This window comes from Streptomyces macrosporus (assembly GCF_039533145.1).
GTDB lineage: Bacteria > Actinomycetota > Actinomycetes > Streptomycetales > Streptomycetaceae > Streptomyces > Streptomyces macrosporus.
The window spans coordinates 18,562-34,969 of the sequence record NZ_BAAASZ010000052.1; the positions used below are offsets into that span (position 1 = coordinate 18,562).

Genomic DNA, 16,408 nt, shown 5'->3' on the forward strand with positions numbered 1-16,408 from the left:
TCCCCCCTCGCGCCCCCGCGGCAAAAGCCCCCGACAGGGACACCAACGGCCCGCTGGGACAATGCTGGACATCCCGTTATCAGGGCGTGTACACCTGGAGGCATTGATAGCGGAGCAGCACGACATGGGGGTTTGCGATGCTATTGAGGTTGCCGATCCGCGGTGAGGGACGCCGTCCATGAGCGCCCAACAGCCGCCGAAACTGGCCGGAATCAACTCGACCGCACCGCCGCCCCAGCACACTGTTCCGCCCGCCGTCACCGCCCCCCACCAGCAGCCCGCCTCCCCGCGCTCGCCCGCCGCCGAGGACCCCGCCCTCACACGTCCGGTCGAACGGCTCGCCGCCGTCCAGGACCGGCTCGCCGGGTGGATCTCCGACCTCACCACCCTGCACGACCTCACCGAACGCCTGGCCCGCGCCGACACCCTGGACGGCGTGGTGCGCGAGGCCCTGGGCGCCGGGGCCGCCCTCGTGGGCGCCCGACGCGGACTGATCACCCTGGAACCGGCCTCCCCGCCCCCCTCCCGGACCCGTTCCGGGCTCCTCCCCCACGCTCCCGCCGCCACCTACGGTCTCGGCCTGGGCGTCGCGGACCTCGGACACATCGAGACCGTCCCGCACGACTCCGCCTCCCACGCGTACCTCCTGGGCGGGCTGCCGGAGACCGGCGCCCGGCCGCGGGAGATCGCCCACCCCCACATCGCCGAGGAGACCGGCCTCGACCCCCGCCACCGCGAGGTCGCCGCCCGGCTCGGCTACGCCGCCAGCTACGCCGTGCCGCTGGTGGCCGAGACCGCCGGCCGGGTGGGCGCCGCCGTCTGGCTGTACGACGAACCCGCGCAGCCCACCGAGCGCCAGCGCCACCTGCTCGGGCTGTACGTCCGGCACGCCGCCGAGCACATCGCCCGCCAACTCGACCTCGCCCGCGCCCGCGCCGCCCTGGCCACCGTCCGCGAGGAACTGCTGCCCGGCCGGCTGCCCCGGGTGCCGGGCGTCCGGCTGGCGGTGCGGCACCGCACCGGACCGCGCGGCGGAGGCGACTGGTACGACGTCCTGCCGCTGCCCGAGGGGGCGCTCGGCCTCTCCGTCGGCGGCGTCACCGGCTCGGGGCCCGACGCGGTGGCCGCGATGGGACGGATGCGGGCGTCGCTGCGGGCGTACGCGGTGATGGAGGGGGAGGACCCGGTCGCGGTCCTGTCCGACCTGGAGCTGCTGCTGCGGCTCACCGAACCGGCACGCGTGGCGACCGCGCTGTTCGGGTACGCCGAGCGGATCGCGTCCCCGCGCCCGTCCGGCGGCGGGGTCGGGACCGCCGGGCACGCCACCCGGATCGTGCTCGCCGGGGCCGGGCACTGCCCGCCGCTGATCATCGGGCCGCGGCGCGTCGAGTTCGCCGAGACCACGCTCTCCGCGCCGCTGGGGATGCTCGCCTGCTGGGAGGCGCCGAGCGTCGAGCTGCGGCTGGCCCCGGGGGAGACGCTCCTGATGTACAGCGACGGCCTGCTGCACCGCACCGCGGAGCCGATGGACCGCGCCTTCGCCCGGCTCCAGGCCGCCGCCATCGGCGCTCCCCGGGCCGTCCGCGACGACCCCGAGGCGCTGGTGGACCACGTCCTGCACCTCGTGCTCCCCGACGGGCGGGCCGACGCCGACAGCGTCGAGGACGTGGTGCTACTGGCGGCGCGGTTCTGACCGTCCCGGCGGACCGTCCGCCGCGTCCCCGCCCGAAGACCCTCCGCCGAGGCCGTACCCCCGGAAAACCGCACGGATCTACGATGGGAAACGGCCCGCACGAGGCCCACACCACCAGCAGGAGGAGGCAGGGACGTGGCTGACCAGCAGACGCCGGAGATCCCGGACGAGCAGGGCGAACCGACCTCGGAAGAACCGATCAAGCAGCGCAAGAACGGCCTGTACCCGGGTGTCTCCGACGAACTCGCCGAGAACATGCGGACCGGCTGGGCCGACACCGAGCTGCGCGACCTGGAGCCGATTCCCCAGGCCGACCGCACCGCCGAGCGGCGCGCGAAGCTCTCCGCCCGCTTCCCCGGCGAGCGGCTGGTGATCCCCGCGGGCAACCTCAAGACGCGCTCGAACGACACCGAGTACCCCTTCCGGTCGTCCGTGGAGTACGCCTACCTCACCGGCAACCAGACCGAGGACGGCGTCCTGGTCATGGAGCCGAGGGCCGACGGCGGCCACGACTCCGTCCTCTACCTGTTGCCCCGCTCCAACCGCGAGAACGGCGAGTTCTGGCTCGACGGCCAGGGCGAGCTGTGGGTGGGCCGCCGGCACAGCCTCACCGAGGCCGAGCGGCTCTACGGCCTGCCGTGCAAGGACGTGCGCACCGTCGCCGACGTGCTGAAGGCCGCCTCCGGCGACGTCCGCGTGGTGCGCGGCCACGACGCGGGGATCGAGGCGGCCCTCGCCGACAAGACGACCGCCGAGCGCGACGAGGAGCTGCGGGTCTTCCTCTCCGAGATGCGTCTGGTCAAGGACGACTTCGAGATCGGCGAGCTGCAGAAGGCCGTCGACTCCACCGTGCGCGGCTTCGAGGACGTCGTGCGGGTGCTGGACAAGGCCGAGGCCACCTCCGAGCGCTACATCGAGGGCACCTTCTTCCTCCGCGCCCGCGTGGAGGGCAACGACGTCGGCTACGGCTCCATCTGCGCCGCCGGGCCGCACGCCACCACCCTGCACTGGGTGCGCAACGACGGCCCGGTCCGCTCCGGCGACCTGCTGCTGCTGGACGCCGGTGTGGAGACCCACACCCTCTACACCGCCGACGTCACCCGCACCCTGCCGATCAACGGCCGCTTCACCGACCTCCAGCGGAAGATCTACGACGCCGTCTACGAGGCGCAGGAGGCGGGCATCGCGGCGGTGAAGCCGGGCGCGAAGTACCTCGACTTCCACCACGCCGCCCAGCGGGTGCTGGCCGAGAAGCTGGTGGAGTGGGGCCTGGTCGAGGGTCCGGTGGAGCGGGTGCTAGAGCTGGGCCTCCAGCGCCGCTGGACGCTGCACGGCACCGGCCACATGCTCGGCATGGACGTCCACGACTGCGCCGTCGCCCGCCGCGAGACGTACGCCGAGGGGACGCTGGAGCCGGGCATGTGCCTGACGGTGGAGCCGGGCCTGTACTTCCAGCCCGACGACCTGACGGTGCCCGAGGAGTACCGGGGCATCGGGGTGCGCATCGAGGACGACATCCTCGTCACCGAGGACGGCAACCGGAACCTCTCGGCCGCGCTGCCGCGCCGCTCGGACGAGGTCGAGGCGTGGATGGCGCGCCTGCGCGGCTGATCCTCGCCGGCACCACCGCGTGGAACGGGAGGCTCCCCGGACGGTCGTCCGGGGAGCCTCCCGTTCGGTGACGCTCACACCGCCGGCGTGCCGGGGCCGGCGTTCGTGCGGTCATCGGCGCTGTCGTCCGTTGTCGTCGTCAATGCGGTCATCGGTCGTCACCGACCGTCACCGACCGCCATCGGCCGCCATCGGCCGTCAACGGCACCGTCTCGGCCGTCAGGACCCTCCCGGGGCGGGCGTCCGGTCGCACAGGCCGGGCCTGTTCTCGGTCTGGCCGGTGCTCTTCCGCCAGGTGTTCGCCGTGCCGGCGGTGCGGTTGCCCTCGGTGCGGTCGTGGCAGTCGTGCTCGCCGTTGTCCCGCAGCCGGTTGTGGGCGAGGAGGTTGTCCTCGTTCTCGCCCGCGTCGATGCGGATGCCGCTGCGCGAGTTGTCCGCCACCCGGTTGTGCGAGATGACGGACCGCGACAGGGAGTCCGGGCTGACGCCGATGCCGTCGCCGACGGTCGCCCCGTCGACGTGGTTGCGGATGATCTTGACGTCGGTGCTCGGTCCTCCGCTCGCCGCCGCGCCCGGCACCCCGCCGGACTCCGTGCTCGTGCGCAGACCGCCGGCGCTTCCCTCGATGTCGTTGTACTGGATCTGGAGCCAGTCGTTGTCGTAGCCGACGAAGAGCGCGGCTCCGGCGCTGTCCCGGACCCGGTTCCGCTCCACCTCGCTGTCCACCGAGTTCGTGATGACGAGCAGCGAGCCGTCCTGCCTCGAGGTGTTCCGCTCGACGTCGACGTCGGAGATGTCGCCCGGCTTGTCGCCCGCGAGCGCGATCGCCGCGGACTCGTTCCGGTAGAAGGAGTTCTCGAGGATCTCCGTGAAGTCCAGTCCCCGGTCCGAGAGGATTCCATAACCGCTTTCGGGGCCCGGCCGGTTGTTGTCGCGAATGCAGTTCTTCTCGACTTCGTTCTGCTCGTTCGCCTCGCGGATGTCGAGGTGCATTCCGAAGACGTTGTCCCGGATCACGTTCCTCTCCACCTGGTAACCGGAGAAGGAACCGCCGGTGGCGATGCCCGGTCCCGCGGTGTTGTTCCGGACGGTGAAGTCCCGGAACAGCACCCCGTTCGCCATCAGGTTGACGACGCCTCCCGAGGAGTTCCTCCCCTGGACGATCGAGTCCTTCGTCGGGTCCGGCGCCCGGTCCCTGTCGCATGCGCTCGGCGCGCGCGCTCCCGTCATCTGGAGGCTCTTGTCGACGTTCACCACCTCGTCGTACGTGCCGGCGCAGACCTTGATCCGGCTCCCCGCGGGGGCGGCGTCGACCGCGTCCTGGATCGCCATGAAGTCCGCGTTCGGACACTGGACGAGGTCGTCGTCGACGACGATCTCCGCCGGGGCCGCGTGACCCGGCACGGCCGGAAGTGCCGCGGCGAGCGCCACACACGCCGACAGGAAGAATTTCTTCTTCATGTCCTTGCCTTTTCTCTGGAATCGAGGGCACACCGAACGATCGGGTCCGCAGTGGATTGCGGCGGCGATTCCGGAGCGTGATCGGACGGTGCCATTCCGGAATCGCCGGCCTGCTTAGACCTTCGACCTCGGCACCAGACGCGGCAACTCGTCCTGCGCCGTTGGGAGAATCCGCTTCCCGAGTAGGAATTCCGCTGTTCCGGGCATGGGGGCGCGGGGCCTCGGACCCTGGGGGAAACCGGGCCGCGGGCCCGTGGACCGGGCGGTCCGGCGGCATCGGGGGCGATCCCGCCGTCCGCGGCCGGTCCCGCGCGGAACTCCTCCGGGCGTCGGCCGGAAGGGGGATGGAACGGCGTGGCGACTTCCCCTCTTTCGGCCCTCGGCCCTCACCCCGCCGACACCGCCCGGAGCCGCCCGGAGCCGGCCGGGGAAGCCCCGGGCGTCCGGAATCCGACGGGGGAACCCGACGGGCGAGGGCGGAGCGCCGGGCCCGCACACGCGTCCGCCCCGTGCCGGGCGGCGAGCCCGGCACGGGGCGGACGACGGACGGTGTCCGTCCGGTCGGATTCCGGTCAGGACACCCTCAGCAGCGCGTCCTTCCTCCACTTGAGGAGCTTGTCGAAGCAGACCACGGCTCCGTTGCCCGGCCGGCTGCGGAAGTCGACGTGGTCGGCGAGGGCCTCGATCAGGAACAGCCCCCTGCCGTGCTCGGGGGCGTGCACCCCGTCGTGGGACCCGTCACGGACCCCGTCACGGGTTCCGCCGTGGGTTCCGTCCCCGGCGGGCGGGGAGCCGGAGGGGTCCGCCGCGCCGGGCGGGCCGCCGCGCACGTACGCGAACCCCGGCCCGTGGTCGGTCACCTCGATGCGGCACATGTCGTCGTCGAGGTACGCCGTCACGTGGAACTCCCCGGCGCCCGACGTCCCGGCCCCCACCGGTCCGCCGTGCTCGACCGCGTTCGCGCACGCCTCGGAGAGCGCGACCGACAGGTCGTAGGAGACGTCGGGGTCGACGCCCGCCGCCTCCATCGCGCCGAGCAGAAGCCGCCGCGCGAGCGGAACGCTCGCGGCCTCGCGCCGCAAGTGGAGAGACCACCAGATGCTCATGCTCAGCCTCCTGGCTGCGGCTCGACATACGCCTACGTATTGCCCGAGGCACGGACGGTAAGCCCGGGGTTGACGCGCTACCGCTCATTCGGCGGACGCAGCGTGTTCGTCCATATACGGAAAATGTACGAGAAACGATCAATGCCCTGTCTTCTCCCGTCGTGCAGGAGTGCGGGGAGAGCGCGTCGCCCCCCCGGCGCCGCCCGGGAGCCCCCTGCCCCGTACCCGGGCCGAACGGGTGATGAGATGATGGTTCGGCCATGAGAGCCCCCGTCGCGCGCGCCGCCGCCGACCTGCGACTGCTTCGGGCCGCGGTGTTCGCCGCGGTCTGCGTCACGCTGTCCGCGGCCGGGCACGTGTTCGCGGCCGGGCAGGGTCTGCCGCCGTGGACGGTCGGGGTGGGCTTCGTGGCCGTGCTCGCCGTCGCCGCGCCGCTGGCCGGACGCGAGCGCTCCCTCCCCGGCATCAGCGCCCTGCTGGCCCTCGGGCAGACGGCACTCCACTGCCTCTTCTCCTACGGCCAGTCGACGCAGGCGGCCCCGACCGGGCAGGCCCCGGGCGGCAGCGGCGGCCGGGACGGGCTGCTGGCCCTGGCCGGACGGCTGCTCTGCGACGACAGGGCCGCGTCCGCCCTGACCGAGGCCGAGGCCCGCCGCATCGTCGCCGCCGCCGGACTCCCCGACACGGCACGGCACACCACGACGGCGGAGGCCGCGTCCCTCCACGGCGGACACGTCCCGCCGGGCATCGCCGGCGCCGACGGCCCGGCCGAGTGCCTCCAGGCCGCCGTGCGCACCGCCCTCTCCCTGCTCTCCGGCCCCATGCTGCTCGGCCACCTGCTGGCCGCGCTCGCCATGGGCTGGCTGCTGCGCCGCGGCGACGCCGCGCTGTGGCGGCTGGTGCGGCTCTCCGCCCACCTCGGCGACGGCTTCGCCGGCGTGCTCCTGGTACGGGCCCTGCGCACGGCGCTGCGCTGGGTGCGCGCCCTGTACCGCGGGCTGCTGCCCGACGGCGCCGTGCCGCCGGGCACTCCCCGCGCCGACGGGGCACCGGACCCGGTGCCGCCCCACTCCCTGGTGCCGACGCACGCGGTGGTCCGGCGCGGTCCGCCGCCCTCCTCGCACGACCTCGCCCTCGCGGCCTGACGCGTACACCCCCCACTTCCGTACCCGGGGGTGAGGTGTGCGCCGACGCCGCGCGCACCACGCCCGGGCTCGCCCGGCCGGTGGGTCTCCGACGCGAGCCCGCCACCGTGCCGGGGAGCGTGTTCTCCCGTGTACGAGGAGTGTCATCAGCATGCAGTTCCCGTTGCGTTTCCCGACGCGTTTCCCCGCGCCGTCCGCCCGCCGTCTCGCGGCCACGGGCGCCGTCGCCGCCGCCTGTGTCGTGGCCCTCGCCGGGCCCGCCGCGGCCCACGTCTCCGTCAACCCCGACGAGGCCGAGCAGGGCGGCTACGCCACCATCGACGTCAAGGTCCCCAACGAGCGCGACAACGCCTCGACCGTGAAGGTGGAGCTCACCTTCCCGGCCGACCACCCGCTCGCCTCCGTGATGCCGCAGCCGGTGCCGGGCTGGGACGTGAAGGTCACCAGGACCAAGCTGGACAAGCCCCTGGAGGTCCACGGCCGGCAGCTCGACGAGGTCCCCTCCAAGATCACCTGGACGGAGACCGACGGCGGCATCGAGCCGGGCACCTTCCAGCAGTTCCCCGTCTCCGTCGGGCAGCTCCCCGAGGACGTGGACCGGCTCGTCCTCAAGGCCGTCCAGACGTACGACAACAAGGAGGTCGTGCGCTGGATCGAGGAGCCCACCGACGACGGCGAGGAGCCCGAGCACCCGGCGCCCGTGCTGAGGCTGGTCCCCGCCGAGGACGGGGACGGCCACGGCGGTGACGACGCCGCCGAGAACGACGCCGCCGAGGACGGCGCCGACGCCGAGACCGCCGCCGACGCCGACGACACGACGGAGAACGCCGCGGAGTCGGGCGACGCCTCCGACACCACCGCCCGCGTCCTCGCCGTCATCGGCATCGTCGCCGGGGTCGGCGGCATCGCCTTCGGCGTCCTGGCCGGACGCCGCCGCACCTCCTGACGGCCGCGGCCCGGAAGGGTCCGCGCCCTCCCCCGCGAGGGCCGGGCCCTTCCCGGGCCCCGCGCCGACAACCCACCACCGCAAGGAAGAACGACACCATGCACCACACCCCGCGCCGCCGGACCCGGCTCACCCGCCGCACCCTCGGGCTCGCCCTCGCCGGCGTCCTGCTCGCCGCCGGCTCCACCGCCTGCGGCGCCTCCGGCGACGGCACGGGCGGCTCCGACCAGGCCCCGGTCTCCGTGGAGTCCAGCGACTCCGTGAAGCGCGGCACCGTCCTGAGCACCCCCTTCGACAAGCCCGACCTGGTCCTCACCGACACCGAGGGCAAGACCTACGACCTGATCGAGGAGACCAAGGGCCGGCCGACCCTGATCTACTTCGGCTACACCCACTGCCCCGACGTCTGCCCCCTGACGATGAGCAACATCGCCGTCGCCAAGTCCAAGCTGCCGAAGGAGGACCAGGAGAAGCTGCGCGTCGTCTTCGTCACCTCCGACCCCGAGCGCGACACCCCCGAGTCGCTCGGCACGTGGCTGCGCGCCCAGGACCCCGACTTCATCGGCCTCACCGGCGACTTCGACACCATCCAGGCCGGCGCCCGCACCCTGGGCATCAGCCTGGAGCCGCCGGTGGTGGAGAAGGACGGCGACGTCGTCTCCACCCACGGCACCCAGGTCCTCGCCTTCCTGCCCAAGGACGACAAGGCACACGTCCTGTACACCTCGGACGTGCCCGTCGAGGTGTACGAGGAGGACCTGCCCAAGCTGGTCGACGGGAAGCTCCCGTGAGCCGGCCCCGCACCCGCCGCGCCCTCGGGCTCGCCCTCGCCGGCGCCCTGCTCGCCGGCGCGACCGCCTGCGGCGCCTCCGGCCCGGAGCTGACCGTGGAGGGCGCCTACCTGCCCCGGCCGGTGACCGCCGACACCGCGGGCGGCTTCCTGACCATCCGCAACGACGGCGACACCGACGACCGGCTCACCTCGGTGAGCAGCGACATCTCCGACGACGTACAGATCCACACGACCGCCGACGGCACGATGCGCCGGGTCGCCTCGCTCCCCGTGCCCGCGGGCGGCGCCCTGGAGCTGCGCCGCGGCGGCGACCACCTGATGTTCATGGACCTCGACCGCAGACCCGACCAGGGCGAGAAGGTGTCGGTGGAGCTGCGCTTCGAGAAGTCCGACCCGATCACGGTCGAGATCCCGGTCGAAGCGACCAACCACGTCCCCGGCAGCCACCCAGAGTGAGGTCACCGCCATGACCACCGCCGCCCCCCACACCGCGCCCCGGTCCCCCTCGCGCGTACCGCCGCGCGTCCGCCCCGCCCTGCGGGCCGTCCTGCTCGCCGCACTGCTCGCCGTGTTCGGCGTGCTCGGCCTGCCGGGCGGCGCGACCCCGGCCGGCGCGCACGCCGTCCTGACCGGGAGCGCCCCGGCGCAGGGGGAGGTGGTGAAGGAGGCGCCCCGCGAGGTGACGCTCACCTTCTCCGAGAGCGTCGCGCTGTCGGACGACTCCATCCGCGTCCTGGCCCCGGACGGCAAGCGGGTGGACACCGGCGAGCCGGGGGAACGGCCCGCCGGGGCGGGCGACGGAGGCGGGGACGGCTTCCGCTACGGGGTGGCGCTGCGCGACGGCCTGGTCGACGGCACGTACACCGTCGCCTGGCGGGCGGTCTCGGCCGACAGCCACCCCATCGCCGGCGGCTTCACCTTCTCCGTCGGCGCGCCCTCCGAGACCTCCGTCACCGTGTCCGGGGAGGAGCCGGGCGGCGGCCCGGTCGGCATGCTGTACGACACCGCCCGCTACGCGGCCTACACGGGCTGGCTGCTGCTCGTCGGCGGGGCGGCCTTCGTCCTCGCCTGCTGGTCCGGCGCCGCCCGGGTCCGTCCGGTGCAGCGCCTGGCGGTGACCGGCTGGATCACGCTGACCGCCGCCACCATCGCGACGCTGCTGCTGCGCGGCCCGTACACCGGCTCGGGCGGACTCGGCGACGCCCTCGACCCGGACGTGATCCGCGAGGTCCTGGAGACCCGGCAGGGCACCGCGCTCGTCTCCCGGCTGCTGCTGCTCGCGGCGGCGGCGCTGTTCGTCTCGGTGCTCTTCGGGATGTACGCGCGGCAGGGCGCGGCGAGCGCCGACGGCCCTGACGGCCCTGACGGCCCCGACGGTGCCGGGAGCGGCGGGGACGAGAGCGAGCGGGCGCGGCGCGACCGGCGCGACCTGACCTTCGGGCTGGCCGTCGGCGGCGCGGTCGTCGCCGTCGGGCTCGCCTCGACCTGGGCCATGGCCGAGCACGCCTCGACCGGCATCCAGACCGGGGTCGCGATCCCCGTGGACATAGTCCACCTGCTCGCCGTCGCCGCCTGGCTGGGCGGCCTGGCGGCCCTGCTCGCCGCCCTGTGGCGGGGCCCCTCGGTCCCCCGCGAGGCGGTGACGCGCTTCTCTCGGCTCGCCCTGTGCTGCGTGGCCGTCCTCGCCGCGACCGGCCTCTACCAGTCCTGGCGGCAGGTCGGCGGCTGGTCGGCGCTCACCTCCACCTCGTACGGGCGGCTGCTGCTGGTCAAGGTCGCCCTGGTGGTGCTGCTGGTGGGCATCGCCCGTTCCTCCCGCCGCTGGACCGCCCGGCTGACGGACGCGACGGGCACGACGGATGCGACGGCGGGGAAGGCGGCGGAGCGCTCGGAGGACGGGGAGAACACGGAGAACGCCGAGAGCGGCGAGGGCGCCGACGAGCGGAAGGCCCCCGTCGCCGTCGGCGCCGAACGGTCCGCACCGGCCGACCGGGACGGGGAGTCCGCCGGCCTCACCCCCGAACGCGCCGCGCAGCTCGCGCGCCAGCGCGCCGCGGCGGAAGCCGCCCGGCGCAGGCGGGAGCGCGACGCCGACCCCGTGCGGTCCGGGCTGCGGCGGTCGGTGCTCGTCGAGGCGGCCGTCGCGGTCGCCGTGCTGATCGTGACCACCGTCCTCACCGGCACCGAGCCGGCCCGTACGGCGGAGGCCGCCGAGCGGGCGGGGACGGCGACGGCCGGGCAGCCGTCCGTCGGGACCAAGCCCGTCTCCCTCGTCACCCCCTTCGACACCGGCGGCCCCCGGGGCAAGGGCTCGGCCCAGCTCGACATCGACCCCGGCCGCAGCGGCGACAACACCGTCCACCTGCGGATCACCGACCCCGAGGGCCGGCCCATGGACGTCCCGGAGGCGAAGGTCTCCTTCACCCTGGACGCCCGGGACATCGGCCCGCTGAGCGTCCCCCTGAAGAAGGTCGTCGGGGGCCACTGGACGGCCGACGGGTTCCAGCTCCCCCTGCCCGGCACCTGGCGGGCCTCCGTGACGGTGCGGACCTCGGACATCGACCAGGTCACCGAGAAGGCCACCTTCCTCCTCCCCTGACACCCACGAGCCCCGCCACCCACGACACCCCCCGAAGCCCACACCGTTCGGCACCACCGAAGAACCGCGGAACAGAGAAGCGATGACCAAGCACCACCCCGACACCCCCTCCGGCGAGCGTCCCACCGGCCCCTCCCGCCGCCGTCTGCTCGGCACCGCGGGCGCGGCGGGCGCCGCCGGGCTGGTGCTCGGCGCGGCGGGCGGCGCCCTGGGCACGGCCGCCGCGACCGAGCCGCCCACCGACCTGGCCACGGTCGGACGCAGCCGCGTCCCGTTCCACGGCGCCCACCAGCCCGGCATCGTCGAACCGGCCCAGGCGCACGGCCACCTGATCGCCTTCGACCTGGCCGCGGACGCGGGCCGCAAGGAGGCCGCCGCGCTGCTGCGCCGCTGGTCGCGGACGGCCGAGGCGCTGATGGCGGGCGAGACTCCCTCCTCCCGGCTGCACGACACCGGCATCGCCCTGGACGCCGGGCCCTCCTCCCTCACCGTCACCTTCGGCTTCGGCCGGAGCTTCTTCGGCCGCACGGGCCTCGTGGCGCACCGCCCCGCCGCCCTCGAACCGCTGCCCCCGTTCTCGTCCGACGCCCTGGACCCGCGGCGCTCCGACGGCGACCTGTGGATCCAGATCGGCGCCGACGACGCCCTCGTCGCCTTCCACGCGCTGCGCGCCCTCCAGCGCGAGGCGGACGGCACGGCGCGGGTGCGCTGGCAGATGAACGGCTTCAACCGCTCCCCCGGCGCCACCGCCGGCCCCCGCACCCCCCGGAACCTGATGGGCCAGATCGACGGCACCAACAACCCCAAGGAGACCGACGAGGACTTCGAGCGGCGGGTCTTCGTGCCCGCCGGCGGCGATCCGGCGTGGATGGCGGGCGGCTCGTACGCGGTCCTGCGGCGCATCCGGATGCTGCTGGACGACTGGGAGCGGACGCCGCTCGCCGAGCAGGAGAAGGTGCTCGGCCGCCGCAAGTCCGACGGCGCCCCGCTCTCGGGCGGCTCCGAGACCACCCCGGTGGACCTGGAGAAGCGGAACGCGGACGGCGACCTCGCCATCGCCGCCGACGCCCACGTCCGGGTGTCGGCGCCGGAGACCAACGGCGGTGCCGCGATGCTGCGGCGCTCCTTCTCGTACCACGACGGCTTCCGCGACGACGGGGCCCCGGACGCCGGGCTGCTGTTCATCGCCTGGCAGGCCGATCCGCTGAAGGGCTTCGTGCCCGTGCAGCGCAAGCTGGACCGGGGCGACGCGCTCTCCCGCTTCATCCGGCACGAGGCGAGCGCGCTGTTCGCGGTGCCGGGCGGCGCCGGCGAGGGCGAGTACGTCGGGCAGCGGCTGTTGGAGGGGTGACGACCGAAGGCCGAGACCGGCACGTGGCCGGCCGGCCGCGCCGTTACTGTGGCCGTATGTCACCAGCGAGCCGCTATGCCTACCTGGGCCCCGAGGGCACCTTCACCGAAGCCGCGATCCGCACGCTTCCGGAGTCGGCCACCAGGGAACTGGTGCCGATGGTGTCGGTGCCCGCGGCACTGGACGCCGTGCGGAACGGGGACGCGGGCGGCGCCCTGGTGCCGATCGAGAACTCGGTGGAGGGCGGGGTCACCGCCACCCTGGACGAGCTGGCCACCGGCACGCCGCTGATGATCTACCGCGAGGTGCTGCTGCCGATCTCGTTCGCGCTGCTGGTGCGGCCCGGCACCACGCTGGAGTCGATCAAGACGGTGACCGGGCACCCGGTCGCCCAGCCGCAGGTGCGCCGCTGGCTGGCGGAGCACCTGCCCCACGCGCAGTGGGAGTCGGCGGCCTCCAACGCGGACGGCGCCCGGCTGGTCCAGGAGGGGCGGTACGACGCGGCGTTCGCGGGCGAGTTCGCGGCGGCGACGTACGGCCTGACGCCGCTGGTGACCGACATCCACGACGCGGAGAACGCGGAGACGCGCTTCGTGCTGGTCGGCCGTCCGGGGCGGCCCGCGGCGCGGACGGGCGCGGACAAGACCTCGCTGGTCCTCTGGCTCGGCGACGACCGCCCGGGCGCGCTGCTGGAGTTGCTCCAGGAGTTCGCGGTGCGGGGCGTCAACCTGGTGCGGATCGAGTCGCGGCCGACCGGGGAGGGCATCGGCCGCTACTGCTTCTCGGTGGACGCCGAAGGGCACATCGCCGACCGGCGGGTGGGCGAGGCGCTGATGGGCCTGCGGCGCATCTGTCCGAAGGTGCGGTTCCTGGGGTCGTATCCGCGGGCGGGTCTCGACCCGTCGCAGGTCACGCCGCTGCGGCAGGGGACGACGGACGAGGATTTCGCGGAGGCGTCGGACTGGCTGGCGCGCTGCATCGACGGACGTGCCTGAGGAACGGCCCGGAGATCCACACGAGTTATCCACAGGCCCTGTGGGTGACCTGTGCACAACGCATTCTCACAAAAAGGGCATTAGGGACAAAGCTCTCTTCTGTTTCCCCAAGGGGCATAGGCGAGCAGAACGGCACTCCTTGGGGTAAACATCGCGATCGACACCCGAAAGGACGGCATTTCCATCCGAAAGGGTGTGTAGATGAGGTGAAGAAGGGGAATTGATGGCCGAGCGCATATCCGGGCGCCGCCACCCCCTCCTTCTTCCACAGGGTGTCCAGAGCACCTGTGGAAAACAGGGTTCCATCCTCGGCTCCTGTGGATAACTCCGGCCGTCCGCTCCTCCGCCACCCCCTCCCCCCACCCGGCGACGGCGGCCTCCCTCCCCGCTCCTCGCCCTCCTTTCCGGGCGGCGGTTCCGTCCACGTCCACACCTCGAAACCCCCGGTACGGTGACACCGGGAATTCCCTTGACGCTCTCTCCGTTCCGTTTTTCCAGAAACTCCCAAAAAGGGCATAACGGTACGTATCGCCATATCGAGTCGAGCGCGGCGCCCCGCCCCCGGTACCCTGGCGGCGTGATTGACCTTCGCCTGCTCCGTGAGGACCCCGACCGTGTGCGCGCCTCCCAGCGCGCCCGTGGAGAGGACGTCGACCTCGTCGACGCCCTGCTCTCCGCCGACGAGCGGCGCAGGTCGTCCGGCGTCCGCTTCGACGAGCTGCGCGCCGAGCAGAAGCAGCTCGGCAAGCTGATCCCCAAGGCCACCGGGGAGGAGAAGGCCGAACTGCTCAAGCGTGCGGGCGAGCTGGCCGCCGCGGTCAAGGCCGCCGACGCCGAGCGGGACGAGGCCGACGCCGAGACCCAGCGACTGCTGCTCCGGCTCGGCAACCTCGTCCACCCCGACGTGCCCGTGGGCGGCGAGGACGACTTCACCGTCCGCGAGACGCACGGCACCCCGCGCGACTTCGCCGCCGAGGGCTTCGAGCCCAAGGACCACCTGGAGCTCGGCCAGGCGCTCGGCGCCATCGACGTCGAGCGCGGCGCCAAGGTCTCCGGCTCGCGCTTCTACTACCTGACCGGCGTCGGCGCCCTGCTGGAGCTGGCCCTGGTCAACGCCGCGATCGCCCAGGCCACCGAGGCGGGCTTCGTCCCCATGCTGACCCCGGCGCTGGTCAAGCCGCGCGCCATGGAGGGCACCGGCTTCCTCGGCCAGGCCGCCGAGAACGTCTACCACCTGGAGAAGGACGACTACTACCTGGTCGGCACCTCCGAGGTCCCGCTCGCCGGCTACCACATGGACGAGATCCTCGACGCGGAGAAGCTGCCGCTGCGGTACGCCGGCTTCTCCCCGTGCTTCCGCCGCGAGGCGGGCTCGTACGGCAAGGACACCCGCGGCATCTTCCGCGTCCACCAGTTCGACAAGGTGGAGATGTTCTCCTACGTCGCCCCCGAGGACTCCGAGGCCGAGCACGCGCGGCTGCTGGAGTGGGAGAAGCAGTGGCTGAACTCCCTGGAGCTGCCCTTCCGGGTGATCGACGTCGCCACCGGTGACCTGGGCGCCTCCGCCTCGCGGAAGTTCGACTGCGAGGCGTGGATCCCGACCCAGGGCAGGTACCGCGAGCTGACCTCCGCCTCGAACTGCAACGAGTTCCAGGCCCGCCGGCTGTCCATCCGGATGCGCCAGGACAAGAAGGTCCGCCCGCTGGCGACGCTCAACGGCACGCTCTGCGCGGTCCCCCGCACCATCGTGGCCCTGCTGGAGAACCACCAGCAGGCCGACGGCTCGGTGCGGGTGCCCGAGATCCTCCGCCCCTACCTGGGCGGACGCGAGGTGCTGGAGCCCGTGGGATCCGCCGCCAAGTGAGCACCAGACCTCCGGCCCTCCCCTACCGGCTGATCGCCACCGACCTCGACGGCACGCTGCTGCGCGGCGACGGCACCGTCTCGGCCCGTACGCGCGACGCGCTCGCCGCCGCCACGGCGGCGGGCGCCGCGCACATCGTGGTCACCGGCCGCTCCGTGCGCTGGACCCGGCACATCCTGGACGAGCTGGGCTACGACGGGCTGGCCGTCTGCGGGCAGGGCTCGCAGGTCTACCACGCGGGCGAGCACCGGCTGCTGACCTCGGTGACGCTCGACCGCCGGCAGGCGCGGCTGGCGCTCGCCAAGATCGAGGCGGAGGTCGGCCGACTGGCCGTGGCCGTCTCGCGGGACGGCGTGGACGGTGACGTGCTGTTCGGCCCCGGGTACCGGCTCGAAGGGGAGACGACGCTCCCGGCGACCCTGGTCTCCGGCTCGGACGAGCTGTGGGCCGCGCCCCTGAACAAGCTCTACCTCCAGCATCCCGGCGGGATGGACGACGACACCCTGGCCGACGCCGCCCGGCGGGTCGCGGGCGACCTGGTGAGCGTGGTGGTCTCCGGCGAGGGCATCGTGGAGATGCTGCCGCTGGGGCTCTCCAAGGCCAAGGGCCTGTCGATCGCCGCCCGCCGGCTGGGCCGCTCCTCGACGGAGACGATCGCCTTCGGCGACATGCCCAACGACATCCCCATGTTCGCCTGGGCCTCCCACGGCGTCGCCATGGGCGGCGCCCACCCCGAACTGCTGGCGGTGGCCGACGAGGTGACCGCGTCCAACGACGAGGACGGCATCGCGGTCGTCCTGGAGCGGCTGTTCTCCCTCTGAGGACCGGCCGGCCGCGCCGGCCG

The 16,408-nt window shown here is 73.6% G+C and carries 13 protein-coding genes; 11 read left to right on the forward strand and 2 right to left on the reverse strand.

Annotated elements, in window-relative coordinates; genetic code table 11:
* Positions 1 to 178: 178 nt before the first annotated feature.
* Together ABD335_RS29455 and ABD335_RS29460 are read left to right on the forward strand one after the other, a co-directional pair.
* Positions 179 to 1,693 carry a PP2C family protein-serine/threonine phosphatase gene (locus ABD335_RS29455; RefSeq protein ID WP_344329003.1) on the forward strand — a complete coding sequence of 505 codons (1,515 nt, stop codon included), beginning with the start codon at positions 179 to 181 and terminating at the stop codon, positions 1,691 to 1,693.
* A gap of 135 nt (positions 1,694 to 1,828) precedes the next feature.
* Positions 1,829 to 3,304: an aminopeptidase P family protein gene (locus ABD335_RS29460; protein ID WP_344329004.1), complete on the forward strand. Its 1,476-nt coding sequence runs from the start codon at positions 1,829 to 1,831 to the stop codon at positions 3,302 to 3,304.
* A gap of 219 nt (positions 3,305 to 3,523) precedes the next feature.
* Here the strand turns inward: ABD335_RS29460 and ABD335_RS29465 are convergent, their stop codons facing one another.
* Together ABD335_RS29465 and ABD335_RS29470 are read right to left on the reverse strand one after the other, a co-directional pair.
* Complete coding sequence (locus tag ABD335_RS29465) at positions 3,524 to 4,765, reverse strand: right-handed parallel beta-helix repeat-containing protein (protein ID WP_344329006.1); 1,242 nt, start codon at positions 4,763 to 4,765, stop codon at positions 3,524 to 3,526.
* A 572-nt stretch (positions 4,766 to 5,337) separates the two neighbouring features.
* Positions 5,338 to 5,871 carry an ATP-binding protein gene (locus ABD335_RS29470; protein WP_344329007.1) on the reverse strand — a complete coding sequence of 178 codons (534 nt, stop codon included), beginning with the start codon at positions 5,869 to 5,871 and terminating at the stop codon, positions 5,338 to 5,340.
* Between the two features lie 260 nt (positions 5,872 to 6,131).
* Between ABD335_RS29470 and ABD335_RS29475 the strand changes: the two genes are divergently transcribed.
* The 9 genes from ABD335_RS29475 (at position 6,132) to ABD335_RS29515 (ending at position 16,385) form a co-directional block, all read left to right on the forward strand.
* Positions 6,132 to 7,016, forward strand: coding sequence for a hypothetical protein (locus ABD335_RS29475; RefSeq protein WP_344329009.1), 885 nt, complete (start codon positions 6,132 to 6,134; stop codon positions 7,014 to 7,016).
* A gap of 151 nt (positions 7,017 to 7,167) precedes the next feature.
* Positions 7,168 to 7,962, forward strand: coding sequence for a YcnI family copper-binding membrane protein (locus ABD335_RS29480; RefSeq protein WP_344329010.1), 795 nt, complete (start codon positions 7,168 to 7,170; stop codon positions 7,960 to 7,962).
* A 98-nt stretch (positions 7,963 to 8,060) separates the two neighbouring features.
* A complete protein-coding gene (locus ABD335_RS29485; protein ID WP_344329012.1) occupies positions 8,061 to 8,753 on the forward strand; it encodes an SCO family protein in 693 nt (230 codons plus the stop codon).
* Positions 8,750 to 9,211, forward strand: a complete 462-nt coding sequence (locus ABD335_RS29490) for a copper chaperone PCu(A)C (protein WP_344329014.1) — start codon at positions 8,750 to 8,752, stop codon at positions 9,209 to 9,211. The genes ABD335_RS29485 and ABD335_RS29490 overlap by 4 nt, the downstream gene beginning before the upstream one ends.
* A 10-nt stretch (positions 9,212 to 9,221) precedes the next feature.
* A complete protein-coding gene (locus tag ABD335_RS29495; RefSeq protein ID WP_344329015.1) occupies positions 9,222 to 11,354 on the forward strand; it encodes a copper resistance CopC/CopD family protein in 2,133 nt (710 codons plus the stop codon).
* An 82-nt stretch (positions 11,355 to 11,436) separates the two neighbouring features.
* Complete coding sequence (gene efeB / locus ABD335_RS29500; RefSeq protein WP_344329016.1) at positions 11,437 to 12,705, forward strand: iron uptake transporter deferrochelatase/peroxidase subunit; 1,269 nt, start codon at positions 11,437 to 11,439, stop codon at positions 12,703 to 12,705.
* Positions 12,706 to 12,761: 56 nt separating this feature from the next.
* Entirely contained in the window at positions 12,762 to 13,700 is a 939-nt protein-coding gene (gene pheA / locus ABD335_RS29505; RefSeq protein ID WP_344329018.1) for a prephenate dehydratase, read from the forward strand.
* A gap of 577 nt (positions 13,701 to 14,277) precedes the next feature.
* Positions 14,278 to 15,564: a serine--tRNA ligase gene (gene serS / locus ABD335_RS29510; protein WP_344329019.1), complete on the forward strand. Its 1,287-nt coding sequence runs from the start codon at positions 14,278 to 14,280 to the stop codon at positions 15,562 to 15,564.
* The gene (locus tag ABD335_RS29515) at positions 15,561 to 16,385 is read left to right on the forward strand and encodes an HAD family hydrolase (RefSeq protein ID WP_344329021.1); all 825 of its coding nucleotides are present in this window, start codon (positions 15,561 to 15,563) and stop codon (positions 16,383 to 16,385) included. The genes serS and ABD335_RS29515 overlap by 4 nt, the downstream gene beginning before the upstream one ends.
* Positions 16,386 to 16,408 lie beyond the last annotated feature (23 nt).

Coding starts and splice junctions, on each gene's coding strand:
- ABD335_RS29465 (WP_344329006.1), bottom strand. CDS start 4,765: ATGAAGAAGAAATTCTTCCTGTCGGCGTGTGTGGCGCTCGCCGCGGCA.
- ABD335_RS29470 (WP_344329007.1), bottom strand. CDS start 5,871: ATGAGCATCTGGTGGTCTCTCCACTTGCGGCGCGAGGCCGCGAGCGTT.
- ABD335_RS29480 (WP_344329010.1), top strand. CDS start 7,168: ATGCAGTTCCCGTTGCGTTTCCCGACGCGTTTCCCCGCGCCGTCCGCC.
- ABD335_RS29485 (WP_344329012.1), top strand. CDS start 8,061: ATGCACCACACCCCGCGCCGCCGGACCCGGCTCACCCGCCGCACCCTC.
- efeB (WP_344329016.1), top strand. CDS start 11,437: ATGACCAAGCACCACCCCGACACCCCCTCCGGCGAGCGTCCCACCGGC.
- ABD335_RS29455 (WP_344329003.1), top strand. CDS start 179: ATGAGCGCCCAACAGCCGCCGAAACTGGCCGGAATCAACTCGACCGCA.
- ABD335_RS29495 (WP_344329015.1), top strand. CDS start 9,222: ATGACCACCGCCGCCCCCCACACCGCGCCCCGGTCCCCCTCGCGCGTA.
- pheA (WP_344329018.1), top strand. CDS start 12,762: ATGTCACCAGCGAGCCGCTATGCCTACCTGGGCCCCGAGGGCACCTTC.
- ABD335_RS29475 (WP_344329009.1), top strand. CDS start 6,132: ATGAGAGCCCCCGTCGCGCGCGCCGCCGCCGACCTGCGACTGCTTCGG.